Raw genomic sequence first — 22,965 nt, 5'->3', positions numbered from 1 at the left:
CACGCGTGTGCCGCCGAGCACACGGTGTCGGTGGCCTCGGCCCGGAGTACGGCTGGGTGCCCGGTGCTGAGACATCCCGTCCGACGCATGAGCCGGCACCAACTTCCGTGCGGGGGTCGCGTTCCGGCGCGTCCCGCGCGAGGCTGGACGCCATGGCCATGCCGCCCGTACCACCACCCAAGCCGCCCGGCCCGCCGGGTGACACGCCGCCCCCGGACGGCTTCGGACCGCCTCACCCCGACTTCGGCCCCGGTCACGACTCGGGAGGCGGCGACCAGCCGCCGTCCCAGCCGCCCCCTGCGCCACCCGGCCCTCCCCACGGCCCCAGCAGGCGCGGGAACATCCTCTTCGCCGTCCTCGCGTTGCTGGTCGCCGCCGCAGCCGTCATCGCCGTGGTGCTCACGGCCTCCGGGAACGACGACTCGTCCGACGACGACCCACCGGCGGGGACGGGCCCTCCGCCCCGCCCCTCGCTCAGCCTGCCGAGCGAGCTGCCCAGCGGAATCCCCAGCGAGCTGCCGTCCCAGTTCCCGAGCGAGCTGCCGAGCGAACTCGAGTCGCTCCTGCCGTCGCTGGAGGAACTGCTGCCGTGACCGCGCCGCTGTGCGGCACACGCACGTGGTGAACGCGTGCCGCACACGCGTGTGCCGCACGGCACGGTGTCGACAGGCCGCCGTCCTGCCCGCTTGTCTCCGTGGGAGCGGCTCTCCCCTCAGGAAAGCGCATCCTCCCCGGACCGGACGGCGGCCAGGGCCGTCGCCGGATCCTGGGCCGCGTCCCCGGCCGGCACCCAGCGTCCGCGTTCCTTGCGATACGGCCACCAGCGGCCGTCCCGGCCCAGGCGAAGCTGACCGGCCGACCCGGCCACGGTCCATCGGTTGGCCCGCGCCCGTAGCACCGGCCGCTCGTCCTCCTCCCACGCCGCGGCCAGGGCGGCGCGCGCGCGTGCGAGAGCCGCGCCCTCGACGGTCCACTCCTCCTCGAGCACCGCCAGGGCGGCCGGGCCCCCGGTGCGCCAGGCCAGGACGGCCAGTTCCAGCTGCTCCCGGCTACGCCCCGAGCCGGCGGCGAGCCGGCCCCACGCGAGGTGCGCGGTGTCGGCGGTTCCAGAACGGCCCGCCGCCAGTCGCACCGCGTCCTCACGAACCGTCAGCTGCCTTTCCATCGACCGCCGTTCGGATCCATTGCGCAGCGCCTCCGCGAGCAGGGCGCGGGCCTGCGCGGCCGTGCGGGCGGCCAGGATCTCCAGGGCCGCCGGTTCCACGTCGCCGGTAGGCGGAACCTCGGTGTCCAACGAGGGCGGCACACCGGGCAGTTCGGGCAGCTCGGGACCGGCCGGCAACGGAGGCAGGACATGCCCGGCGAGGTACGCCTCCACCGCGTCGACGCCCTCCAGCGGGCCGGGCGCGATCTCGGCCGGCGTAGCGGTGCTGCGGGCCTGGAGGTCGGCGAGGAGGACCTGTTCGGCGCGCCCGCGCAGGAGCAGCAGAACGAACGGGTCCTGGTCGAGCAGCCGCGCCACCTGGTAACACAGGGCCGTCGTATGACCGCAGTGGTCCCAGGCGCCGCAGCCGCACTCGGCCTCCAGGTCGCCCAGCCCCGGCAACAGGTCGATGCCCGCCGTCTCCGCGTCCTCGACCAGATGCGGCGGCATCTCGCGGTCGAGCAGTGCGGCGACGTGTCCGGCCCGTTCCACGGTCAGGTCCAGGAACCGGTCCCACTGGGCGTCCGTCAGGACGTCCAGCAACACGTCCGCCCGGTACCCCGTGCCGTCACGGTCCTGGACGACGGCCGTGATCCGCCCCGGCCGCACCGACACCGCGCCCACGGCTCCCGCGCGCGCGAGCCTGCGACCCGTCCGCACCTGCTCCGCGTCCAGCGCCCCGTCCTCCAGGGCCGCCAGCCACGCCCGTCCCCACCAGGACTGCGCGAACCCCCGCCCCTGTGCGGGAGGCAGAGTCGCGAAAGTATGTTCCCGCTCGCTGTCGTACGAGTTCATCGCGCGCCCCCTCGCAGTTCCACCAGTTCGGCCAGCTCGGCGTCCGACAGCTCCGTGAACCCGGCCTCGCCGGAACCGAGCACGGCGTCCGCGAGTCTCCGCTTGCGGCGCAGCATGTCGGCGATGCGGTCCTCGATCGTGCCCTCCGCGATCAGCCGGTGCACCTGCACCGGGCGGGTCTGCCCGATGCGGTAGGCCCGGTCGGTGGCCTGCGCCTCGACGGCCGGGTTCCACCAACGGTCGTAGTGCACGACGTGCTCCGCGCGTGTGAGGTTGAGGCCGGTCCCGGCCGCCTTGAGCGACAGCAGGAACACGGGGACCTCGCCTGCCTGGAAGCGCGCCACCATCGCGTCGCGCTCGGCTACCGGCGTGCCGCCGTGCAGGAACTGGTTCGGCACCCCTCGTGCGGCCAGATGACGTTCGAGGATCCGTGCCATGCGCACGTACTGCGTGAACACCAGGACGCCGGCCCTCTCGGCGAGGATCGTGTCGAGCAGCTCGTCCAGCAGTTCCAGCTTTCCGGAGCGACCGGCGGTCCTCGGCCGCTCCTCCTTGAGGTACTGCGCGGGGTGGTTGCAGATCTGCTTGAGGCCGGTCAGGAGCTTCACGACCAGCCCGCGCCGTGCCATGTCGTCGGCCTCGGCGATCGCTGCGAGCGTCTCGCGCACCACGGCCTCGTACAGAGCCGCCTGTTCCCTGGTGAGGGACACGGGGCGATCGGTCTCGGTCTTCGGCGGCAGCTCTGGCGCGATGCCGGGGTCCGACTTGCGGCGGCGCAGCAGGAACGGGCTCACGAGCCGCGCGAGTCGCTCGGCCGCGGCCGGGTCCCCGCCTTCCTCGACGGCTCGGGCGTACCGGGTGCGGAACGTGCCGAGCCGTCCCAGCAGTCCAGGGGTCGTCCAGTCCAGGATCGCCCACAGCTCCGACAGGTTGTTCTCGACCGGCGTGCCCGTGAGCGCCACGCGCGCGCGTGCCCCGATGGTGCGCAGCGCCCGCGCTGTCTCCGAGGACGGGTTTTTCACGTGCTGCGCCTCGTCCGCCACCGCCAGCCCCCAGGACACCTCCCTCAGCCGACCCGCGTCCAGCCGCAGCGTGCCGTAGGTGGTGAGAACGAACTCGCCGTCGGTCAGGTCCTCCAGATCGCGTCGCGGCCCGTGGAAGCGGCGCACGGGCGTGCCGGGGGCGAATTTCTCGATCTCCCGTTGCCAGTTGCCCATGAGGGACGTCGGGCAGACCACCAGGGTGGGACCGGCGGCCGACGGGTCCGTCCGGCGGTGCAGATGGAGGGCGATCAGCGTGACGGTCTTCCCGAGGCCCATGTCGTCGGCCAGGCAGCAGCCGAGCCCCAGGGCCGTGTTCCTGGCCAGCCAGCCGAGGCCACGCCGCTGGTAGTCACGCAGCGTCGCGTCCAGCGCCGCCGGTTGATCCACCGGCTCCTGGTCCGCGGGGCGCGTCAGCCGCTCCCGCAGGGCCGCCAGCCATCCGCCGGGCCGCACCTCGACCCGCCGGCCGTCGACCTCCGTGGAACCCGTCAGAGCGGCGCCGAGCGCGTCGATCGGTGTCACCCGGCGGTCCTGCTGCGCCCGGGCGCGACGCAGCTCCCGGGGGTCGATCAGCACCCACTGGTCGCGCAGCCGGACGAGCGGCCGGTTCGCCTCGGCCAGGCGGTCCAGTTCCTCGCGCGTGAGGCGCTGGTCGCCGAGCGCGTAGCACCAGCTGAAGGTGAGGAGCGCGTCCGCGGACAGGAACGACGGTGTGTCCGAGCCGGTCCGGTCCGGTCCGCGCACGTCGTCCGGCGGGCCCACCACCGCGCGGGCGGTGAGTGTGCGAGCCAGTTCCCTGGGCCAGTGCACCTCGACTCCCGCGGCCGCGAGCACGCGCGATCCCTCCCCGAGGAGTTCCGAGACCTCCTCGTCGAGCAGATCGACGGTGTCCGGGACGGCCGCCGACAGCAGGGGCATGAGTACGGGCCACGCGCGGGCGGCACGGCGCAGGGCGAGAAGGGCGTCCATCCGCGCGCGCGGGCCGAACGCCCGGTGGCCTGCACCGGATTCCCGCCAGATCTCGGAGGCGTCCGCGACGAGCGCGGGATCGCTCACGCTGTGCACCTGTGGCACGGCACGGAAGGTCGGCCCCGCCCCCTCGGGGGTCGAGGCGGAGAGTCCCGAGACCTCGATCCGCAGCGAGACCCGGACGCCCGCGTCGTGGCCGGCCGCCACGTCGGCGGCCCAGGACCGCAGCTGCGGCACATGCAGGGGCTGTAGCGCCGCATAGGCCGGACCGCCCGTCAGAAGCGGTGCGGCGGGGGAGCGGGGCAGGATGTCCGCGACCGCGTCCAGGAAGGCCCGCAGCAGCCGCTCCTGATCGGGCAGTCGCAGGGGAGGTACATCGTCCAGCGGGACGGCGTGCGCCTCGGGAGGCATCGCGGCGGCCAGCCGGCGCACCCGCTCGACGTCGTCCGGCCCCAAGGGCCCCGCGCGCCAGGCGTCGTGTTCGTCCGGGGACAGACCGGGCAGCAGCAGTCCGCGCGCGGTGAACTCCAGGGCGGTCAGAGCCGCCGCGCCCCAGAACGCGACCGCCCGGTGCGCCTCGGGGACGGCACGCGTGCGGGTGAGGACGGCCAGGGCCTCGCGCACCGGAAGCAGCAGGGCCGGGGCGCGGACCAGTTCCACACCCGTCCGGGTGGGCCGGACCACCGACAGGTCCTCCACCGTCCCCGCCGTCACGACGGGCGGCACGTCGCCGTCGGGCCGCCAGAAGGCGACGCGGCCCGTGCGCGCGGGGGTCCCGGGCACGAACACGGCCGGCCAACGTGCCAGTTCGACGATCTCGGACGGTGTTTCCGCGGAAGCCCACTGCACGGAGATGCCTACTCCTCAAATTTGACTACTGACGTCGGCCGCCGAGAGTACAACACTCCGCCACCGAACGCGCGCCACCGCCGAAAAGGCCCTGCGACGACGGGCGGCTGAGGCGTTCTCAGGGGCGGCTCGGGGTCGACGTCAGGGACGCCTCAGGGGTGATGCTGGAACCGCGCGCCGCGCAGAGCCGTTCTCAGACAGAGAGCGGCAGTGGCCGCGGAGGAGGCGACGCACATGTCGAAGAACGCGAAGATCGCCGCAGGAGGGGTGGCCGTAGGGCTCCTGCTGCTGATCTGGCTGCCCTGGTGGGCGGCTCTGCTGATCGTGCTGGGTGTTCCGGCCGTGGCGTACCTCACGCTGGATCCCTCGCAGCGACGCAGACTGCGTCGTGTCACACGCAAGGAACTCGGTCGGTGAGACGGGGGGGCCGCCCTGCGGCCCCGCCGTCCGGCATGCCCCGGCTCAGCTCGGTCGTACGGCCATCTTGTCGAGCGCCTCGAGCAGTCCGGGCAGCTCGGGCCCCCGACCGATCGGCAGCACCTCTCCGGGCTCGTCGTCCAGCAGGACGAAAGCGATGTCGTCGGTCCTCGCCACCAGCGACCAGCCGGGGCCGTCCGCGCGCAGAGTGCGCGCGTCACCCGGCGCGAACGACGAGCGTACGCGCCCCAGTGGCGGCGGTGTCTCCACGTAGGCACGGACCTCCGCGAGGACACGTCGGACGCCGCCGCGCCCCGCCGTGGTGTTCTTCCGGACCTCTCCCGCACCCTCCGGTGACTCGGCAGCCTCCGACCCGTCCGGCGCGGGCGCGAACTCGGCGTCGTCGATCTGCTCGCGCCACACGGCCCACTGGAGCGCGATCTCGTCGGCTCCCAGCCGTCGCTGCGCGGGGCCCCAGGTGGTCGTGTCCGGCGGGCACAGGACGGGGCCGTCCGCCGTCTCCGGGTCGGGGTCGTGCGGGGCCGGTACGCCGGGCGCCGCGACGGCGACCGCCAAGGGCCAGCCGGGCAGCGCGGCGACCACCGTCCGCTCGTCGGGCGACAGGTCGTACTCCATGCCGCAGTCCCACGACGCGATGGCGACGGCCACCAGCGACACGTCGTCGATGGCGACCGTCCACCGAGCGCCCTCGCCGTCCTGGCCCAGCACCAGGCCATAGCCGTCGGCGAGCGGCGCGAGGCCGAGCGCGGCGCAGGCCTCCGGATAGTCGTCGCCCAGCACGCTCGGGAACTTCGCCGGCGTCAGCAACACCGCCGTGAGCACGTAGAGTGCCTCGTCCGCGGCGGCGACGGCGCCCTCTTCCGTCCCGGCCATCCCAGCCTCCCCATCGGTTCGTCCATCGGCGCGCACCCTAGTGCGGCGAGAAGCGCCTTGTCACGACTCCCCGACATGCCCGGAGCTGCAGTTTTCCCACCGGACGGGGGCGAATCGCCCGTCGGCCGCCGACAGTGTCACGCCGACGGCAGCCCCAGAAGCGCCCGCGCCACCACGCGCGGCGACTCGTCGCGCTCACGCGCGAGAGCCACCACCGCCCGGCACGCCAGTTCGTTGACCCCGAACGACAGCGCCTCGGGGGACACCCAGCCCGCCGCCTCGTAGATCGTGTCCTGATCGTCCTCCACACATGCCGAGACGTATGCGGCGGCCGCCTCGAACAGGTTGTGCGCACGCTTCGCGTCAGACCCCCGCGGACCACCCGCGGACCGCTCCCCGCCCGCACCTCGCCACCTCCGCGTGGCATCGAGAAATCGCCCCCAGAGCCCGCCGACCGAGTCGAACACCGCCGACCGCCTTCCCCGCGTGGTTGTGCCAACCGAGCGTTCATCGCCTGTAGCTCAACGTAGAGTCGAAGCTCCACAGGCAGAAGGGGGACGGCGCGGTGAAGCGCTACGAGCGGCTCGGACGGATCCGGCGCATGGATCCGGTGGCGGAGGCCTCCGAGATCTACCGGCTGACGGTCGCGTACGAGTTCCCCTGGGACTTCACCCGTGCCCTTGAACTCGCCCTCTACCGCACCTACGCGGTGCCGAGCATCGGCAGGCTGCTCGCCCACACGGCGGAACTCACGCACCGGTCGCAGAAACGCTACGACGACACCTCGCTGCTCCTCGACGCCGTCGTCGAGCACGGATTCGACAGCGAGGAGGGACGAACGGCAGTCCGCCGCATCAACCGGATGCACCGCAGCTACGACATCGGCGACGACGACATGCGCTACGTGCTGTGTACGTTCGTCGTCATGCCCAAGCGCTGGATCGACGCGTATGGATGGCGCAGGCTCTCACGCCACGAGATCGTCGCCTCCACCGTCCACTACCGCACTCTCGGGCACCGGATGGGTATCAGGGACATCCCTGCGTCGTACGAGGAGTTCGAGGCCTGCCTCGACGCCTATGAGGAGGCGCACTTCGGCTGGGACGAGGGCGCGCGGGCGGTCTCGGACGCCACGCTCGATCTGATGGCCTCCTGGTACCCGCGGCCATTCGCCCCCGTGCTGCGCACCGCCACCCTCGCCCTGCTCGACGAACCGCTTCTGCGAGCCTTCCGGTACCCCCCGCCGGCGCCCGCCACGCGCGCGCTGGTCCGCCGGGCGGTTCGCGCGCGCGGACGTGCGGTCCGCCTGCTGCCGCCGCGTCGCGTCCCGCACCACGCGCGCCAGAACTGGGAGATCAAGAGCTATCCGGAGGGCTACCGCCTGGATCAGTTGGGCACCCGTCCGGTGCCCGGCCTGCGAGGCTGCCCCGTACGGCAGGGCGACGGCTCAGCCGCCCAGTGACTTCAACGTCTCGCGCAACCAGGTGAGTTCGGCCTGTGACGTCGCCCGCGCGATGGTCAGCACACCCCGCCGGAACGGGTCGTCCAATTCCTCGGCGCGCAGCGCCCGGTCGTTGTCGTAGAAGAAGCTGGCCGGCTGCTCGAGGAAGGCCAGCCGGCGTCGCAGCACGGCTGCCTGGGCCGGAGCGTCGTCCAGGTGGCGCAGGAAGGCGAGGACCGTGAACCAGCGGTTCTCGTCGGTGATGTCCCGGTCGTCGGGCTCGGCGAGCCGGCGGCGCAGTTCGAGCCGTCCCTCGTCGGTGAGGCTCAGGACATGCCGTGGGGCGGCCACGGCGCCGGGCTCGGTGGCCCGCACCAGGAACCCCGCCTTCTCCAGGCGTTTGATCGCCGGATACAAGGTGCTCTCGCCCACGGGCCGTACGTGACCGGTCAGTGCCGAGAGGCGCTTGCGCAGTTCGTAGCCGTGGAGCGGGGCGTCGTGCAGAAAGCCGAGGATGGCCAGCTCGATCATGCCCGCATTCTGCCGCACCGGCGCAGTACATCGCAGCGGTGATATGGAGGATGGGCAATATCGCACTTCGGTAATACCTCGTTGACGATGTATTCTCGATGCGAGTCGACAGTGGCGCGTCAGGGAGGCAGCGATGCGGCAGGCCTGTTTCGGAAAGGGCGGGAGCAGGATCCGTTGGACGGAGACGCCGGGCGAGGAGCCCGCGCGCGTGTACGTGCACGGGCTGGGAGCCGCCTCGGCCGTCTACCACGCGCATGTGGCGGCCCGCCCGGAACTCGCCGGCCGGCGCAGCCTGTTCGTGGACCTCCCCGGACACGGCGTCAGCGACCGTCCACAGGACTTCGGTTACACCCTCGAGGAGCACGCCGACGCGCTGGCCGCGGCGCTGGACGCGGCGGGCGTCACGGGCGCCGAGCTGGTCGCTCACAGCATGGGCGGTTCCGTGGCCATCGTCCTCGCCGACCGTCGGCCCGGCCTGGTCTCACGGCTGGTCGTCACCGAGGCCAACCTCGACGCCTTCCCGCCCGTGACCGCGGGCAGCAGCGGCATCGCCGCCTATACGGAGAAGGAGTTCGTCGACGGCGGCCACGCGCGTGTGCTGGACGAGGTCGGGCCCCTGTGGTCGGCGACCATGCGGCTGGCCGACCCGCGCGCCCTGTACCGCACCGCCGTCGGACTGCGACGCGGATCCCGGCCGGTCATGCGCGACATCCTCATGGGGCTCGACAAGGTGGAGCGCGTCTACCTGCAAGGCGAGTTGAGCGGCCCGCTCGACGGAGCCGACACCCTGGAGGCGGCAGGCGTGCGGGTCGTGACCGTGCCGGACGCCGGTCACAACGTCATGTTCGACAACCCCGATGCCTTCGTGCGGGCCGTCGCCGGAGCCGCGTGAGCCTCAGTCCTCGCGCACGGCCAGCGCCAGGAACCGGGCGTCCTCGTCGACGTACGACGTCAGGCGCCACCCCGAACCGGCCAGCAACGGGCGCAGGTTCGGCTCGGCGCGCAGGTCGTCCGGGGTGGTGCCGCGGCCCTGGCGTGCCGCAAGAGCCGCCCTGCCGACCGGATGGAAGAGTGCCAGCGCGCCACCGGGGCGGACGACCCGTGCCAGTTCACGCAGGTTGCGCGCGGGGTCGGGCAGATGGCTGACGAGCCCGGCGGCGAACACGGCGTCGAGCGAACCTGAGCGCAGGGGGAGCGCCGCCACGTCGGCGAGCAGCAGCCGCCCGTCCCGGTCGCGTCCCGCCCGAACGGCGGCCTCCAGCATCGCCGGGGTCAGGTCCGCCCCGAGGACCACCCCGGAGGGTCCCACGGCACCGCGCAGCGGTGGCAGGGCCCTCCCGGTGCCGCAGCCCGCGTCGAGCACGCGGTCGCCCTGGCGCAGACGGAGTTCCGCGACCGCGGCGGCGTAAGCGGGGTTGTCGTCGGGGAACCTGCTGTCCCAGCCCGCCGCGCGCGAAGTGAAGAACTCCTGGACATGTGTGTGGTCGTCGCTCATGTTGCGCATGATCCCTCACCGGCACGGAGGACGTCCCGGCGCACATGTTCGGGCGGGAGGCGATCGCTCCGGCGCAGTTCTGCGTCATATTGCGGCAGCTTTCGAAATGCGCCCCCTTTGTGCCCCCGTGCCCCGGCTAGCGTCCCGGAGCCATGGGACACCTGGACCACGCCACCTTCGGCTGGCTGACACCCGTGCTGTCGTACGCGATGGCCTGCATCGGCGCCGCCCTCGGGCTGCGCTGCACCGTCCGTGCGCTGGGCGCGACCGGGCGCTCGCGCCGCAACTGGCTCGTCACGGCGGCCTCGGCGATCGGCACCGGCATCTGGACGATGCACTTCGTGGCCATGCTCGGCTTCGGCGTCACCGGCACCGACATCCGCTACGACGTTCCCCTGACCGTGCTGAGCCTCCTGGTCGCCATGGTCGTCGTCTGCGCGGGTGTGTTCGCCGTCGGTTACAGCCGCGACCGCATGCGCGCGTTGCTGATCGGCGGGCTCACCACTGGACTCGGTGTGGCGAGCATGCACTACCTGGGCATGGCGGCGGTGCGACTGCACGGTGACGTCACCTACGATCCGATGCTGGTGGCGCTCTCCGTCGCCATCGCCGTGGTCGCGGCGACCGCGGCGCTCTGGGCGGCACTCGACATCAGGTCGCCGGTCGCGGTCACCCTCGCCTCCCTCGTGATGGGCGCGGCGGTGAGCAGCATGCACTACACCGGAATGTTCGCGGTCCGTGTCCAGGTCACGCCCTCGGGCGAGACCCTGCCCGGGGCCACCGCGATGCAGTTCATCTTCCCCCTCGCCGTCGGCCTCGGCTCCTACCTCTTCCTGACCTCGGCCTTCGTCGCACTGTCGCCCAGCACGGGGGAACGCGAGGCGTCCGCCTCCGCCCAGCAGACGGACGGCGCCGCCGGCCGTCAGCAGGCCCGGACCGCGTGACGGGACCGGACACGCGTCCTGCGGACCACTGACGAGCGAGGAGGCCATGCGTACACCCCGTAGGACCCCCACGGACGGCGCCGAGACGCCGGCTCCCGCGCGCGGGCGTCGCGCCCACGCCGGACCACCCGCAGACGAGGGGCCGGACGAACAGACGGCCACGGCGGCGGACGCGCCGCTCCCGCGCACGGGACACTGGCGGATCCGGCCGCGCACCGTGCGCGCCAAGATCGTCTGCCTTCTGATGGTGCCGGTGGTGTCCCTGCTGGCCCTGTGGGCGTACGCCACCGTCACGACCGCCCAGGACATCACCCGGCTGCGTCAGTTGCAGCGGGTGGACTCCCAGGTCCGTACCCCCGTGGCGGCCGCCGTCGCCGCGTTGCAGACCGAACGGGCGGCCGCCGTCCGACACGCCACCGACCCGGCCGCAGGGCGGGGCGACCTCACGAAGCTCGGCGGAGCGACCGACCGAGCGGTGGCCGACCTCCGACTCGGAGACGACGGCACGGTCGCCGACGGCCAGGACCTGCCCGCGGAAGTCGCCCGGCGGCTGAAGACGTTCATCTCCGACGCAGAGGAACTGCGCCCGCTGCGGACCGCGGTGCTCGACGGCAGCGCGGGCTGGGAGCAGACCTACGGCCGCTACACCCGCACGATCGCGGCCGCGTTCTCCGTCGGTGGGGCCCTCTCCGGCATCCAGGACGCCGAACTCGGTTCCGACGCGCGCGTGCTGGTCGAGTTCTCCCGTGCGGGCGAGGCGCTGGCCCAGGAGGACGTCGTACTCGGCAGTGCCCGCCTCGCCGGCCGTCTCGACGGTGAGCGCATGCGGTTGTTCACCGGTGCCGTCGAAGCGCGCCGCTTGCTCACGGAGTCTGCCGTCGAGGACCTCCGCGGTCCCCAGCGCACCGCCTGGCGGAGTCTGGCCGCCGGCAGCTCCTACGCCGCCGTGGACTCCCTGGAGGCCGGGGTGCTCGACAGCGGGCCGGGCACGAAGGGCCTCGCCGCCGCACCGGAGGCGAGCTGGGGTAAGGCCCACGCACGCGTGCAGGACGGAATGCGGACCATCGAGGCGGACGCCGCCCGGGACGTCGCCGAGCGCGCCGACCCGTTCACCCGTGGACTGCTCACCCCGGCCGGCGCCGCGGTCCTGTTCGGCCTCGCCGCCGTCGCGGCCTCGCTCGTCATCTCCGTGCGCATCGGGCGCGGACTCGTCGTCGAACTCGTCAGCCTGCGCAACGTCGCGCTGGGGATCGCCCGGCGCAAACTCCCCGAGGCCATGCGAAGACTACGCGCGGGCGAGGAGATCGACATTCGGGCCGAGGCCCCGTCCGGACCACGGGCCGAGGACGAGACCGGCCAGGTCGCCGAGGCCCTGGGCACCGTGCACCGCGCCGCGCTCCGGGCCGCCGTGGAGCGCGCCGAACTCGCCAGCGGCATCTCCGGGGTCTTCGTCAACCTCGCCCGTCGCAGCCAGGTTCTCGTCCACCGCCAGCTCAGCCTGCTGGACAGCATGGAACGCCGCTCCGACGACCCGAACGAGCTGAGCGACCTCTTCCGACTCGACCACCTCACCACGCGCATGCGGCGCCACGCGGAGAGCCTGATCATCCTCTCCGGAGCCGCTCCCGGACGGGCCTGGCGCACGCCGGTCTCCCTGACCGACGTGGTGCGCGCCGCCGTCTCCGAGGTCGAGGACTACGCGCGCGTGGAGGTGCGACAACTGCCCGAGGCGTCCGTCAAGGGAACCGCCGTCGCCGACCTCACCCACCTGCTCGCCGAACTCGTCGAGAACGCCGCCCAGTTCTCACCGCCGCACACGCGGGTGCGCGTCACCGGCGAACCCGTCGGCAACGGCTACGCCGTCGAGGTCGAGGACCGTGGCTTGGGCATGGGCAGGGCGACCCTGGCGGAGGCCAACCGGCGCATCGCCAAGTCCGAGGCCCTCGACCTGTTCGACAGCGACCGGCTCGGCCTGTTCGTGGTCAGCAGGCTCGCGGCCCGCCACGGCGTCAAGGTGCACCTGCGCACCTCGCCCTACGGCGGCACCACCGCGGTCGTCCTGTTGCCCACCGCCCTCCTGCACAGCGGCACGCCGGAGCGTTCCGCCCGCGAGGTGGCGCGGGAGGACCAGCCCCGGGAACGCGGATACGCGCGGGTGTCCGCCGCCGACCGCCGCCCACCGGAGGGGGTGCCAGCGACCGGCCGGCGACCGGCGCCGGTGGCCCCCGTCCGGGCCGCGGCGGAACCGACGGCCGCCGACACCCCGCCCCCTGGAGTCACCGCCTTGCGCCTGCACCGCCCGCAGTCGGACGGCTGTGACGGATGGGAGCGGCCGGACAGGTCAGATGGGCCGGACGGACGGGACGGACGGGACGGACGGGACGGACGGGATGGACGGGATGGACGGGACGGGCCCGACGGATCGGACGGACCGGATGGACGAGACGGACGAGACGGACGGGACGGACGGGACGGGCCGAACGGACCAGACGGATCGGACGGACCGGATGGACGGGACGGACCAGACGGACCGGACGGACGGGATGGGCCGGATGATCTTCCGCGCCGGGTCCGGCAAGCCAGCCTCGCCCCCCAGCTGCGCCGGTCTGCCCCCGAGGAAGCGGCGCAGGCCGCCGGTCCACGGAACGACGAACGGCATACCCCCGAACTGGTACGGGACCGCATGGCCGCCTACCGCGACGGCTGGGCGCGGGGCGGCGGCAGGCAACCCGGCCGCGGTTCCGCACCGGGCCGCGAAAGCAGCGAAGGAGACCCCGCATGATCCAGGACCCGAGCATGAGGTCGGCCCAGAGGTCCGGTGAACTCGACTGGCTGCTGGACGACCTGGTGACGCGCGTGAGCGAGGTGCGGCACGCCGTGGTGCTGTCCAACGACGGCCTCGCCGTCGGCTCCTCCGCCGGCCTCAGCCGTGAGGACGCCGAACACCTCGCCGCCGTCGCCTCCGGCTTCCACAGCCTCGCCAAGGGCGCCGGACGGCACTTCGGCGCCGGCGGAGTACGCCAGACCATGGTGGAGATGGACGACGGCTTCCTGTTCGTCGCCGCCGCCGGCGACGGCTCCTGCCTCGCCGTCCTCACCGCCGTGACCGCCGACATCGGTCTGGTGGGCTACGAGATGGCACGGCTGGTCAAGAGGGTCGGAGAGCATCTCCACACGCCGCCGCGCCTCGCCGCGCGACCGCCCACCGCCGGATGAGGCGAGAGGTGACCAGCCCGGATGAGCGAGCACATGACGACCGGCGCCCCGCACGCAGAGGGCAGTCAGTGGTACGACAACGAGGCAGGGCCCCTGGTCCGCCCCTACGCCATGACGGGCGGACGCACGAGACCCGGTCCCACCGGGGTGCGCTTCGACCTCATCGCCCTGGTCACCCCCGACCCCGCCGCTCCGGGTGCCGACGGCACGGGACTCGGCCCCGAACACCGCACCCTCCTCGACCTGTGCCGCACGGAGACCCAGTCCGTCGCGGAACTCGCGGCGGGCTCGGACCTGCCCGTGGGCGTGGTCCGCGTTCTCCTCGGCGACCTGCTGGAACTCGGCTGCGTCACCGTCAGCCGTCCGGTCCCGCCCGCGCAACTGCCCGACGAACGGATCCTGCGGGAGGTCATCGAGGGACTGAAGGCACTGTAGAAGCCTGGTCGGACCGACCCGGAAGCATGCGGACCCGCTCCGAACCGAAACGCGCGCCTCTTCGAACAGCGAACCGGTGCGAGGCGGTCGCATCGTGGAGACAACGGTCCGACCGCCCGGAAAATCGTCATGACGGCAGGTCTGGGCGCCGTCGTCACGGCCTCCCGTTGTCATGATGCTGCCTTCGCGGCCCTACGCCGCACCTACGCCGCAGCCGCGCGCCCGCCTAGCGGGAGCGCGACCCCGTCCCGACGCCGACCGTTGCCGACCCTCCCGAGAGAAGTGATCCATGGTCTCCGAGCACTCCGACACCGCGGGTGGCGAAAGTGCCCCGCTGGCGTTGAAGGTACTGGTCGCCGGCGGGTTCGGCGTGGGCAAGACCACCCTGGTGGGCGCGGTCAGCGAGATCAAACCGCTACGCACCGAGGAACTGCTGAGCGAGGCGGGCCGGCTGGTCGACGACACCGACGGTGTCGACCATAAGGTCACGACGACCGTCGCCATGGACTTCGGCCGGATCACCATTCGCTCCGGCCTCTCCCTCTACCTGTTCGGCACCCCGGGCCAGGACCGCTTCTGGTTCCTGTGGGACGAACTCTCCCAGGGAGCGCTGGGCGCCGTGGTGCTCGCCGACACCCGGCGGCTGGAGGACAGCTTCCCCGCGGTCGACTACTTCGAGCATCGCCACATCCCCTTCGTGGTGGCCGTCAACTGCTTCACCGGCGCCCGCTCCTACGGCGCCCCGGAGGTCTCGCGCGCCCTCGACCTCGACCGGGGAACCCCGGTCGTCCTGTGCGACGCCCGCGACCGCGACTCGGGGAAGGAGGTGCTGATCAGGCTCGTCGAGTACGCCGGGCGGATGCACACCGCCCGGCTGCTCGACTCCGTGAGCTGAGGGAAGCCGCCCTCCGCGTCAGTCCGCCACGGCCCTCTGTGCCAGGACCTTCTCGATCCCGACGCGGACGAGCAGCTCCCCCGGGACGCCGTTGCGGGCGCCGAACGCCTCGGCGCGGTCCTCGCCCATGTAACGCGCCGCGATACGCGTCGCCCAGAGTCGCACCTGATCGAGGTCCTCCGAGATCCGGGCGCGCCCCTGAAGTACCGCGAAATCGAACGGCGGCCGGTCGTCGTCCACGCACAGGGCGGCCCGGCCGTCCCTCGCCAGATTGCGTCCCTTCACCGTTTCCTTCCCGGTGTTGAACACCACGTCGTCCCCGTCGAGCAGGAACCAGACGGGTGCCACATGCGGGCTTCCGTCGGCCCGTACCGTCGACAGCTTTGCGGTGCGGGTGCCCTGCGAGACGAACGCCCGCCATTCCTCGTCGGTCATCTTCTGTGCCATGCCCCCATCCTCCTTGCCCGGCGGCCGGTGGTGGGGAAGGGTGGCGGACGGACCCGTCGGCCGGACGGGAGCATCACACGGGGAAACGTCACGGGGAGACGGATCATGGCGCAGAAGCAAAGCCTGGGGTGGCTGTTGGACGACCTGACCGAGCGCGTCGAACAAGTGCACCACGCGCTGGTCCTGTCCAACGACGGGCTGGTCGCGGGCGCGAGCACGGGACTGCGCCGGGAGGACGCCGAGCACCTTGCCGCCGTCTCATCCGGACTGCACAGCCTGGCCAAGGGCTCCGGCCGCCACTTCGGCGCCGGCCAGGTGCGCCAGACGATGGTCGAGTTCGACGACGCGGTGCTGTTCGTCACCGCGGCCGGCACCGGAAGCTGTCTCTGCGTGCTCAGTGCGGCGGAGGCCGACATGGGGCAGATCGCCTACGAGATGGCCCTGCTCGTCAACCGCGTCGGAGAACACCTCACCGTGGACGCGCGCCGACCCGAGAGCGGCCCGGACCCACGCCTCTGACCTGGTCATTGTCTCTCCCGTGGAGTTATCCACAGGCCTGCCACGAGATGCGTGAGTCCGGATACGGTCTTTCCCGAGGCCACCGCGGACGGAGCGGGGCACTTCACTCCACGGGGGAGACCGGCCATGTCAGGCAACACATTCGCACCACCGCACGCCCTCTCCTGCACCTACAGCCGCGCGGCACGGGAACTGGGCCTCAGGCGCGGTCAGTTCGATCTAGCCGTGCACCTCGGACGGATCAGGACCGTGCCCGACGAAGGAGGCGGGGGACGACGGGTGGCCCGCACCGAGATCGACCGCCTTCGCGCGGCGGCCGGCTTCCCCGACGCCCTGGCCAGGAGCGTGGAGGCCGTCGGCACCACCGAAGCGGCGGCTGTCGTGCGGGTGCCCCCGAGCCGTTTCACCCGCCTGGCGAGGCTGGGGCTCGTGGTACCCGTGACCTTCTATCTGAACCGCTACCGGGCCGTCGTATGGCTGTATCTCGCCGACGAGCTACGGCAGTTCGCCGCCGACAAGGACCACACCCCCCTGCTGACCGGACGGGCGCCCGAGGGGATGCGCGACCAGTTGGCCGCCGGCCTGGACCTACGGGCCCGGAACTGGCGCGGGCGGCACCTCGGACTCCTGCTCCGCCAGGCCGAAGGACCCTGGCAACGGGCAGGAGCCCTGGCCGCGTTCCTGGACCCGGTGCAGGTCGCCGAAGTCGCCAGCGACCCTTACGAACGATCCCACCTGAACCGCTTCCGGCCCGGACCGCCGGCGCACAACGCCCCGGGTTCACCGGCCGCGCGTCTCGTCGAGAGGATCATGACGGCGGCCGAACCGGACGAGATCGCCTGGCTGCGCTCCGACCTGGCCCACACCCTGGAAGAGGCTCGAGTCCACCAGTCGGCGCCACGTCCCGCCCCGAAGCCTGCCCCGCCACGGCCGACGGGGGAACCTGGGCAGACTCCGAGCACCGAGCGGCCCAGGAACGAGCGGCTGAGGACCGGACTTCTGGGCCGGCTGCGCCGCAGAAGCGTCTGAGGCACCGGCCCTACAACTTCCGGAAGAGCCCCTCCTGGACGACGGACACCAGCAGACGCCCCTGAAGGTCGTAGATCCGCCCGCGGGCCAGACCGCGGCCCCCGGTCGCGATGGGCGACTCCTGGTCGTAGAGGAACCACTCGTCCGCGCGGAACGGCCGGTGGAACCACATGGCGTGATCCAGGGACGCCATGTCGAAGTTCCGCGGTCCAAACAAGGGTTCGACCGGGAGACGGACGGCGTCCAGGAGGGTCATGTCGCTGGCGTACGTCAGCGCGCAGGTGTGCACCAGCGGGTCGTCTCCCAGCGGCCCGACGGCGCGCATCCAGACCGCGCTGCGCGGTTCGGCGTCCTTGATCTCCTCGGGACTCCAGCGCAACCGGTCCGCGTAACGGATGTCAAAGGGCTGGCGACGCGCCATCCGCTCCAACTGCTCGGGCAGCGCGCCCAGATGGGTCCGGACCTCCTCCACGACCGTCGGCAGCGACTCCGGGTCCGGCACCTCGCGGGCCGGCGGCAGCTGGTGCTCGAAAGGACCTTCCTCAGGCTGGTGAAAGGAGGCGGTGAGATTGAAGATGGTGCGCCCCTGCTGCACCGCGGTGACCCGGCGGGTCGTGAACGTCCGCCCGTCCCGCACCCGTTCCACCTGGTACACGATCGGCACACCCGGCCGGCCCGGCCGCAGGAAGTACGCGTGCAGCGAGTGCACGGGCCGGTCGCCCTCCGTCGTCCGTCCGGCCGCCACCAGCGCCTGGCCGGCCACCTGTCCACCGAAGACCCGCTGTAGCGACTCCTGCGGGCTGCGGCCACGGAAGATGTTGACCTCGATCTGCTCGAGGTCCAGCAGATCGACGAGCCTCTCGGCCGGATTCGTCATGTGTGTGCTTCTCCTGTGCCTTGTCTGCCTGGTCCGGCGCTCACAGCTGGCCGACGTCGGTGACGCGGACCACCGCGCGACCCTCGGCGTCCGACGCCGCCAGGTCCACCTCCGCGCTGATGCCCCAGTCGTGATCGTCGTTCGGGTCGTCGAAGATCTGGCGGACCCGCCACAGCCCGTGCTGCGGCTCCTCCTTGATGACGAGGAGCTTGGGACCGCGGGCGTCCGGGCCGGTACCGAGGTCGTCGTACTCGTCCCAGTACTTGTCCATCGCCTCGCCCCACGCGTCGGCGTCCCAGCCGGAGTCGCCGTCCATCTCGCCCAGCTCGTCCACGTGATCGAGAGCGGCGAGTTCGACGCGGCGGAACATCGCGTTGCGGACGAGGACGCGGAAGGCACGCGAGTTGGCGGTGACGGGCTTGACCTCGTCGGCCTTCTCCTGGGCCTCCTCGGCGGTCATCTCCTCCGGGTTCGCAAGCTGCTCCCATTCGTCCAGCAGACTGGAGTCGACCTGGCGCACCATCTCACCCAGCCACTCGATCAGATCTTGCAGGTCCTCGGACTTCAGGTCGTCCGGAACCGTGTGATCGAGGGCCTTGTAGGCGCTCGCCAGGTAGCGCAGCACGATGCCCTCGGTACGGGCCAGCTCGTAGTGCGACACCAGCTCGGTGAACGACATCGCCCGCTCGTACATGTCGCGGATCACCGACTTCGGCGACAGCGGATGGTCACCCACCCACGGGTGACTCTTGCGGTACGTGTCGTACGCGTGGAAGAGCAGTTCCTCCAGCGGCTTCGGATAGGTGATGTCCTGGAGACGCTCCATGCGCTCCTCGTACTCCACGCCGTCCGACTTCATCGCGGCGACCGCCTCGCCACGCGCCTTGTTCTGCTGGGCCGCGAGGATCTGCCGCGGGTCGTCCAGGGTGGACTCCACGACGGAGACCATGTCGAGTGCGTACGACGGCGACTCCGGGTCCAGCAGCTCGAACGCGGCCAGTGCGAACGTGGACAGCGGCTGGTTCAGCGCGAAGTCCTGCTGAAGATCCACCGTGAGGCGGACGACGCGACCCGTGGCGTCCGGTTCGTCGAGCTTCTCCACGACCCCGCCGTCCAGGAGCGAACGGTAGATCGCGATCGCGCGCCGGATGTGCCGCAACTGCTGCTTGCGTGGCTCGTGGTTGTCCTCCAGCAGGTGCCGCATCGCCTGGAAGGCGTTGCCCGGGCGGGCGATCACGGACAGCAGCATCGTGTGCGTGACGCGGAAGCGGGACGCCAGCGGCTCCGGCTCGGAGCCGATGAGCTTCTCGAAGGTGTTCTCGGTCCAGCCGACGAAGCCTTCGGGCGCCTTCTTGCGGACCACCTTGCGACGCTTCTTCGGGTCGTCGCCCGCCTTCGCGAGCGCCTTCTCGTTCTCGACCACGTGCTCGGGCGCCTGCGCGACCACCAAGCCCGCCGTGTCGAAGCCGGCCCGGCCGGCCCGGCCCGCGATCTGGTGGAACTCACGAGCCCGCAGTGTGCGCACGCGGCTGCCGTCGTACTTCGTCAGCGCCGTGAACAGCACCGTCCGGATCGGCACATTGACGCCGACGCCGAGCGTGTCCGTCCCGCAGATCACCTTCAGCAGACCGGCCTGGGCGAGCTTCTCCACCAGTCGCCGGTACTTGGGCAGCATGCCGGCGTGGTGCACGCCGATGCCGTGCCGTACGTAACGCGACAGGTTGCGGCCGAACTTGGTGGTGAAACGGAAATTGCCGATCAACTCGGCGATGCGCTCCTTCTCCTCGCGCGAGCACATGTTGATGCTCATCAACGCCTGCGCGCGCTCCACCGCCTGCGCCTGCGTGAAGTGCACGATGTACACGGGAGCCTGCTTCGTCTCCAGCAGCTCGGTGAGTGTCTCGGTGAGCGGCGTGAAGCGGTACTCGTAGGACAGGGGTACGGGCCGGGTCGCCGAGCGGACCACCGCGGTGGGCCGGCCGGTGCGCCGGGCGAGGTCCTTCTCGAAGAAGGACACGTCACCGAGCGTGGCGGACATGAGGATGAACTGCGCCTGCGGCAGTTCCAGGATCGGGATCTGCCAGGCCCAGCCGCGGTCGCCCTCCGCGTAGAAGTGGAACTCGTCCATGACGACCTGGCCGACGTCCGCGTGCCTGCCGTCGCGCAGCGCGATCGAGGCGAGTACCTCGGCGGTGCAGCAGATGACCGGGGCGTCGGCGTTGACGGACGCGTCACCGGTGAGCATGCCGACGTTCTCCGTGCCGAAGATCTTGCACAGTTCGAAGAACTTCTCCGACACGAGCGCCTTGATCGGAGCGGTGTAGAAGGTGACCTCGTCGCGGGCGAGAGCCGCGAAGTGCGCGCCCGCCGCGATCATGCTCTTGCCGGATCCGGTCGGCGTCGACACGATCACGTTCGCCCCGGAGACCGCCTCGATCAACGCCTCCTCCTGATGGGAGTAGAGCGTGAGACCGCGTTCCTGGGCCCAGGACTCGAAGGCTTCGTACAGGGCGTCGGGATCTGCGGTCGGCGGCAACTGATCGATGAGGGTCACGCCCCCATCTTGCCTGCCCCGGTGCCCGAGGCGGGAATCGGCTGCGAGACCGACGATCATGGCGGCTACGCTGTGTCGCCGACGGAGCGTCGTCGCACCCGGTCAACTGGACAGCGGCACATGAGGAATGGGGCGGGCAACGGCCATGATGGGACCAGCACACTCACTGTCGGGCGCCGCCGCCTGGCTCGGCGTCGGCGCGGCGGCAGCCGCGGCCGGTCACTCGATGCCGTGGCCGGTGCTGCTCGCCGGTGCGCTGGTCTGTGCCGGCGCGGCACTGGCTCCGGACCTCGATCACAAGGCGGCGACCATCTCCCGGGCCTTCGGACCCGTCTCGCGCTGGCTGTGCGAGATCGTGGACAAGCTCTCGTACGCCGTCTACAAGAGCACCCGCAAGCAGGGCGACCCGCGCCGCTCCGGCGGGCACCGCACATTGACACACACCTGGCTCTGGGCGGTCATGATCGGCGCGGGTGCCTCGGCGCTGGCGATCACCGGTGGCCGCTGGGCGGTGCTGACGCTTCTCTTCGTCCACATGGTCCTGGCGATCGAGGGACTGCTGTGGCGGGCGACGCGGGGGTCCAGCAGCGATGTGCTGGTGTGGCTGCTGGCGGCGACCAGCGCCTGGATCCTCGCCGGCGTGCTGGACAAACCGGGCAACGGCGCGGACTGGCTCTTCACGGATCCCGGCCAGGAGTACCTGTGGCTGGGACTTCCGGTCGTGCTGGGCGCCCTGGTCCACGACATCGGGGACGCGCTGACCGTGTCCGGCTGCCCGGTCCTGTGGCCCATCCCGATCGGGCGCAAGCGGTGGTACCCGATCGGTCCGCCCAAGGTGATGCGGTTCCGGGCCGGCAGCTGGGTCGAGCTGAAGGTGCTGATGCCTGTTTTCATGCTGCTCGGAGGGGTGGGCGGCGCGGCCGCCCTCAACTACATCTGAGCCGTGTCGGCCGCGGGATCGGGTCAGGTGGGGGTGCCTTCGCCGTAACGCCGCTCGAAGGCGGCGATACGGCCTTCCGTGTCCACGGTGCGGGCCTTGCCGGTGTAGAACGGGTGGCTCTCCGAGGAGATCTCGACGTCCACGACCGGGTAGGTCTCCCCGTCGTCCCATTCGATCGTCTGGTCGCTGCTCGCGGTGGACCGCGTCAGGAAGGCGTAGCCGGCGGCACGGTCACGGAAGACGACCGAGTGGTAGTCGGGGTGCTTGTCCTGCTGCATACGTGCTCCTCGGGTGTGGGGGCGAGGCCGACGGGCCGGCGCGGGCCGTGACGGCCGGACAGGACGTCCCGGCCGGCTCAGCCGGGCAGAGCGTCCTCGTCGACGATGTGCATCGCGGCCTCCTCCGCGGAGGCGGCGGCGCCGTCGATGCCGACGTCGGTGGCGACCAGGGCACTCTCCTCGTCCTCGTGGGCTCCCTCGTCCGGCGCGACGAGCCGGCCTGAGCGCGCGGCGCCGACCTCGTTGTCGAGGAGTTCCCCGTCGGTGCCGTCGCAGTCGCCGAGGCCGTCACCGTCCGGTGCGACGAGGTCCGGCAGTTCTTCCGCGAGCCGCTGGTCCAGGGTCTCGCCCTGTCGGCGCTCCGCGGCCGTCACACCGGAGTGCTCCACCGCCCAGGGCCGCTCGGGAGGCGACCAGCCCCGGTCCATGGGCTCGTCGACGCCGTCGTTCTCCAGGGTGTCCTCCGCGTCGAGCAGTCCGGCGTCGTCCTGGATCTCGGAGGCATCGGGCTGGTAGACGTCGTCTCCCCATCCGTCGGCGCTGTTCACGGGTACCTCCAGGGGGTGACGGGCCCGTCCTCACCGCGTGGTCGGCGGTGGACCACCGTGGCACGGGGCACCGGCCGGCTGCGGGATGCGCCGGACGGGCCGGCCCGGCTGCCTTCCGCGGGGTGCCGTTCTCCAGCGTTCCACCCCCCTTCGGGAGTGCGCAACGCCAGAGCGGCGCCGTGACGCCCGGGGCTCGAGCGGAACGCCGCCACTCGGCCCCGCCGGACCGGCGGTCACGCTCACTTGCCGGCGAGGGCCGCACCCGTCTCACGACGTGGCCCGACCCCGGCGCGGCGCTCGCCTCCGCCCGCCTGGTGGTGACCGGCCACGGGAATCTCCCCTGACGACGGCGATCTCCCCCGGTGCCGCTCTCGTCCGGCCGCGGCGGACTTCCGTCCGTCTCTCGATCGACGTATCTCGGCAAGCTCCGCTCGCCCGCGCGGCCTCCCGGTCACGGCCAGTTCCCGTACGCCGGGTGTCGGCCGGCCGTGACGGGTGCCCGGCTGGCCGGTGGCAGGCCGACCGCAGCCAGTTCCTGCGCGCCTCGCCGCAGCCCGGCAGGTCACCGCCGACGCGCCTCGCCGCAGCCGGCCAGCCCACTTCTGCTCGCCTTACGGGAGCCCACAGCGGGCCGCCGCCTGGCTC

General features: G+C 72.0%; 23 protein-coding genes. 12 read left to right on the top strand and 11 right to left on the bottom strand.

The window, feature by feature from the left end; all coding sequences use genetic code 11:
* Positions 1-152: 152 nt before the first annotated feature.
* Positions 153-593 carry a hypothetical protein gene (locus ACZ5Y0_RS11135; RefSeq protein ID WP_469128347.1) on the top strand — a complete coding sequence of 147 codons (441 nt, stop codon included), beginning with the start codon at positions 153-155 and terminating at the stop codon, positions 591-593.
* Positions 594-712: 119 nt separating this feature from the next.
* Here ACZ5Y0_RS11135 and ACZ5Y0_RS11130 read toward each other — a convergent pair whose 3' ends face one another.
* Both ACZ5Y0_RS11130 and ACZ5Y0_RS11125 read right to left on the bottom strand, forming a co-directional pair.
* The gene (locus ACZ5Y0_RS11130) at positions 713-1,999 is read right to left on the bottom strand and encodes an SWIM zinc finger family protein (protein ID WP_469128346.1); all 1,287 of its coding nucleotides are present in this window, start codon (positions 1,997-1,999) and stop codon (positions 713-715) included.
* Positions 1,996-4,860: a DEAD/DEAH box helicase gene (locus ACZ5Y0_RS11125; protein ID WP_469128345.1), complete on the bottom strand. Its 2,865-nt coding sequence runs from the start codon at positions 4,858-4,860 to the stop codon at positions 1,996-1,998. Before ACZ5Y0_RS11125 ends, ACZ5Y0_RS11130 begins: the two co-directional genes overlap by 4 nt.
* Positions 4,861-5,094: 234 nt before the next feature.
* On the opposite strand from ACZ5Y0_RS11125, the gene ACZ5Y0_RS11120 reads away from it, so the two are divergent.
* Positions 5,095-5,277: a hypothetical protein gene (locus tag ACZ5Y0_RS11120; protein WP_467511271.1), complete on the top strand. Its 183-nt coding sequence runs from the start codon at positions 5,095-5,097 to the stop codon at positions 5,275-5,277.
* A gap of 45 nt (positions 5,278-5,322) precedes the next feature.
* On the opposite strand, the gene ACZ5Y0_RS11115 is transcribed toward ACZ5Y0_RS11120, so the two are convergent.
* Positions 5,323-6,171: a hypothetical protein gene (locus ACZ5Y0_RS11115; protein ID WP_469128344.1), complete on the bottom strand. Its 849-nt coding sequence runs from the start codon at positions 6,169-6,171 to the stop codon at positions 5,323-5,325.
* 137 nt (positions 6,172-6,308) lie between these two features.
* Positions 6,309-6,638, bottom strand: a complete 330-nt coding sequence (locus tag ACZ5Y0_RS11110; protein ID WP_469128343.1) for a hypothetical protein — start codon at positions 6,636-6,638, stop codon at positions 6,309-6,311.
* A 98-nt stretch (positions 6,639-6,736) separates the two neighbouring features.
* On the opposite strand from ACZ5Y0_RS11110, the gene ACZ5Y0_RS11105 reads away from it, so the two are divergent.
* Complete coding sequence (locus tag ACZ5Y0_RS11105) at positions 6,737-7,633, top strand: oxygenase MpaB family protein (protein ID WP_469128342.1); 897 nt, start codon at positions 6,737-6,739, stop codon at positions 7,631-7,633.
* On the opposite strand, the gene ACZ5Y0_RS11100 is transcribed toward ACZ5Y0_RS11105, so the two are convergent.
* Positions 7,619-8,143, bottom strand: coding sequence for a PadR family transcriptional regulator (locus ACZ5Y0_RS11100; RefSeq protein ID WP_469128341.1), 525 nt, complete (start codon positions 8,141-8,143; stop codon positions 7,619-7,621). The genes ACZ5Y0_RS11105 and ACZ5Y0_RS11100 overlap by 15 nt on opposite strands.
* A gap of 133 nt (positions 8,144-8,276) precedes the next feature.
* On the opposite strand from ACZ5Y0_RS11100, the gene ACZ5Y0_RS11095 reads away from it, so the two are divergent.
* Positions 8,277-9,035, top strand: coding sequence for an alpha/beta fold hydrolase (locus tag ACZ5Y0_RS11095; RefSeq protein ID WP_469128340.1), 759 nt, complete (start codon positions 8,277-8,279; stop codon positions 9,033-9,035).
* Between the two features lie 3 nt (positions 9,036-9,038).
* Here ACZ5Y0_RS11095 and ACZ5Y0_RS11090 read toward each other — a convergent pair whose 3' ends face one another.
* Positions 9,039-9,638, bottom strand: a complete 600-nt coding sequence (locus tag ACZ5Y0_RS11090) for a class I SAM-dependent methyltransferase (protein ID WP_469128339.1) — start codon at positions 9,636-9,638, stop codon at positions 9,039-9,041.
* Between the two features lie 152 nt (positions 9,639-9,790).
* On the opposite strand from ACZ5Y0_RS11090, the gene ACZ5Y0_RS11085 reads away from it, so the two are divergent.
* The 5 genes from ACZ5Y0_RS11085 to ACZ5Y0_RS11065 all read left to right on the top strand — a co-directional run bounded on the left by ACZ5Y0_RS11085 (position 9,791) and on the right by ACZ5Y0_RS11065 (position 15,128).
* Positions 9,791-10,582, top strand: a complete 792-nt coding sequence (locus tag ACZ5Y0_RS11085) for an MHYT domain-containing protein (RefSeq protein WP_469128338.1) — start codon at positions 9,791-9,793, stop codon at positions 10,580-10,582.
* A gap of 46 nt (positions 10,583-10,628) precedes the next feature.
* A complete protein-coding gene (locus ACZ5Y0_RS11080) occupies positions 10,629-13,364 on the top strand; it encodes a sensor histidine kinase (RefSeq protein ID WP_469128337.1) in 2,736 nt (911 codons plus the stop codon).
* Positions 13,361-13,798: a roadblock/LC7 domain-containing protein gene (locus tag ACZ5Y0_RS11075; RefSeq protein WP_469128336.1), complete on the top strand. Its 438-nt coding sequence runs from the start codon at positions 13,361-13,363 to the stop codon at positions 13,796-13,798. The genes ACZ5Y0_RS11080 and ACZ5Y0_RS11075 overlap by 4 nt, the downstream gene beginning before the upstream one ends.
* A 21-nt stretch (positions 13,799-13,819) precedes the next feature.
* Positions 13,820-14,233, top strand: coding sequence for a DUF742 domain-containing protein (locus ACZ5Y0_RS11070; RefSeq protein WP_469128335.1), 414 nt, complete (start codon positions 13,820-13,822; stop codon positions 14,231-14,233).
* Between the two features lie 289 nt (positions 14,234-14,522).
* Positions 14,523-15,128, top strand: coding sequence for a GTP-binding protein (locus ACZ5Y0_RS11065; RefSeq protein ID WP_469128334.1), 606 nt, complete (start codon positions 14,523-14,525; stop codon positions 15,126-15,128).
* Between the two features lie 18 nt (positions 15,129-15,146).
* Here the strand turns inward: ACZ5Y0_RS11065 and ACZ5Y0_RS11060 are convergent, their stop codons facing one another.
* Complete coding sequence (locus ACZ5Y0_RS11060) at positions 15,147-15,575, bottom strand: PPOX class F420-dependent oxidoreductase (protein ID WP_469128333.1); 429 nt, start codon at positions 15,573-15,575, stop codon at positions 15,147-15,149.
* A 105-nt stretch (positions 15,576-15,680) separates the two neighbouring features.
* Here ACZ5Y0_RS11060 and ACZ5Y0_RS11055 point away from each other — a divergent pair, with 105 nt between their 5' ends.
* Positions 15,681-16,094 (top strand): roadblock/LC7 domain-containing protein, encoded by a 414-nt coding sequence (locus ACZ5Y0_RS11055; RefSeq protein WP_469128332.1) that lies wholly within the window; start codon positions 15,681-15,683, stop codon positions 16,092-16,094.
* A 126-nt stretch (positions 16,095-16,220) separates the two neighbouring features.
* On the top strand, positions 16,221-17,123 hold the full coding sequence (locus tag ACZ5Y0_RS11050; RefSeq protein ID WP_469128331.1) for a DUF6397 family protein: 903 nt from the start codon (positions 16,221-16,223) through the stop codon (positions 17,121-17,123).
* A gap of 10 nt (positions 17,124-17,133) precedes the next feature.
* Here ACZ5Y0_RS11050 and ACZ5Y0_RS11045 read toward each other — a convergent pair whose 3' ends face one another.
* Both ACZ5Y0_RS11045 and ACZ5Y0_RS11040 read right to left on the bottom strand, forming a co-directional pair.
* Positions 17,134-18,000: an acyl-CoA thioesterase gene (locus ACZ5Y0_RS11045; RefSeq protein WP_469128330.1), complete on the bottom strand. Its 867-nt coding sequence runs from the start codon at positions 17,998-18,000 to the stop codon at positions 17,134-17,136.
* Positions 18,001-18,040: 40 nt separating this feature from the next.
* The gene (locus ACZ5Y0_RS11040) at positions 18,041-20,554 is read right to left on the bottom strand and encodes a DEAD/DEAH box helicase (RefSeq protein ID WP_469128329.1); all 2,514 of its coding nucleotides are present in this window, start codon (positions 20,552-20,554) and stop codon (positions 18,041-18,043) included.
* Between the two features lie 145 nt (positions 20,555-20,699).
* On the opposite strand from ACZ5Y0_RS11040, the gene ACZ5Y0_RS11035 reads away from it, so the two are divergent.
* Entirely contained in the window at positions 20,700-21,494 is a 795-nt protein-coding gene (locus ACZ5Y0_RS11035) for a metal-dependent hydrolase (RefSeq protein ID WP_469128328.1), read from the top strand.
* A 23-nt stretch (positions 21,495-21,517) separates the two neighbouring features.
* Here the strand turns inward: ACZ5Y0_RS11035 and ACZ5Y0_RS11030 are convergent, their stop codons facing one another.
* Together ACZ5Y0_RS11030 and ACZ5Y0_RS11025 are read right to left on the bottom strand one after the other, a co-directional pair.
* Complete coding sequence (locus ACZ5Y0_RS11030) at positions 21,518-21,772, bottom strand: type B 50S ribosomal protein L31 (RefSeq protein ID WP_469128327.1); 255 nt, start codon at positions 21,770-21,772, stop codon at positions 21,518-21,520.
* A 77-nt stretch (positions 21,773-21,849) separates the two neighbouring features.
* A complete protein-coding gene (locus ACZ5Y0_RS11025) occupies positions 21,850-22,320 on the bottom strand; it encodes a DUF5709 domain-containing protein (protein ID WP_469128326.1) in 471 nt (156 codons plus the stop codon).
* Positions 22,321-22,965 lie beyond the last annotated feature (645 nt).

This window comes from Streptomyces sp. NPDC033216, assembly GCF_055577115.1.
This window is presented reverse-complemented; position numbering and strand designations above follow the sequence as displayed.

Bases quoted from the DNA above. Each gene is read 5' to 3' on its own strand.
- ACZ5Y0_RS11055 (WP_469128332.1), top strand. From the start codon at position 15,681: ATGGCGCAGAAGCAAAGCCTGGGGTGGCTGTTGGACGACCTGACCGAG.
- ACZ5Y0_RS11035 (WP_469128328.1), top strand. From the start codon at position 20,700: ATGATGGGACCAGCACACTCACTGTCGGGCGCCGCCGCCTGGCTCGGC.
- ACZ5Y0_RS11095 (WP_469128340.1), top strand. From the start codon at position 8,277: ATGCGGCAGGCCTGTTTCGGAAAGGGCGGGAGCAGGATCCGTTGGACG.
- ACZ5Y0_RS11030 (WP_469128327.1), bottom strand. From the start codon at position 21,772: ATGCAGCAGGACAAGCACCCCGACTACCACTCGGTCGTCTTCCGTGAC.
- ACZ5Y0_RS11085 (WP_469128338.1), top strand. From the start codon at position 9,791: ATGGGACACCTGGACCACGCCACCTTCGGCTGGCTGACACCCGTGCTG.
- ACZ5Y0_RS11135 (WP_469128347.1), top strand. From the start codon at position 153: ATGGCCATGCCGCCCGTACCACCACCCAAGCCGCCCGGCCCGCCGGGT.
- ACZ5Y0_RS11065 (WP_469128334.1), top strand. From the start codon at position 14,523: ATGGTCTCCGAGCACTCCGACACCGCGGGTGGCGAAAGTGCCCCGCTG.
- ACZ5Y0_RS11130 (WP_469128346.1), bottom strand. From the start codon at position 1,999: ATGAACTCGTACGACAGCGAGCGGGAACATACTTTCGCGACTCTGCCT.
- ACZ5Y0_RS11075 (WP_469128336.1), top strand. From the start codon at position 13,361: ATGATCCAGGACCCGAGCATGAGGTCGGCCCAGAGGTCCGGTGAACTC.
- ACZ5Y0_RS11070 (WP_469128335.1), top strand. From the start codon at position 13,820: ATGAGCGAGCACATGACGACCGGCGCCCCGCACGCAGAGGGCAGTCAG.
- ACZ5Y0_RS11115 (WP_469128344.1), bottom strand. From the start codon at position 6,171: ATGGCCGGGACGGAAGAGGGCGCCGTCGCCGCCGCGGACGAGGCACTC.
- ACZ5Y0_RS11050 (WP_469128331.1), top strand. From the start codon at position 16,221: ATGTCAGGCAACACATTCGCACCACCGCACGCCCTCTCCTGCACCTAC.
- ACZ5Y0_RS11045 (WP_469128330.1), bottom strand. From the start codon at position 18,000: ATGACGAATCCGGCCGAGAGGCTCGTCGATCTGCTGGACCTCGAGCAG.
- ACZ5Y0_RS11090 (WP_469128339.1), bottom strand. From the start codon at position 9,638: ATGAGCGACGACCACACACATGTCCAGGAGTTCTTCACTTCGCGCGCG.
- ACZ5Y0_RS11120 (WP_467511271.1), top strand. From the start codon at position 5,095: ATGTCGAAGAACGCGAAGATCGCCGCAGGAGGGGTGGCCGTAGGGCTC.
- ACZ5Y0_RS11060 (WP_469128333.1), bottom strand. From the start codon at position 15,575: ATGGCACAGAAGATGACCGACGAGGAATGGCGGGCGTTCGTCTCGCAG.
- ACZ5Y0_RS11080 (WP_469128337.1), top strand. From the start codon at position 10,629: ATGCGTACACCCCGTAGGACCCCCACGGACGGCGCCGAGACGCCGGCT.
- ACZ5Y0_RS11100 (WP_469128341.1), bottom strand. From the start codon at position 8,143: ATGATCGAGCTGGCCATCCTCGGCTTTCTGCACGACGCCCCGCTCCAC.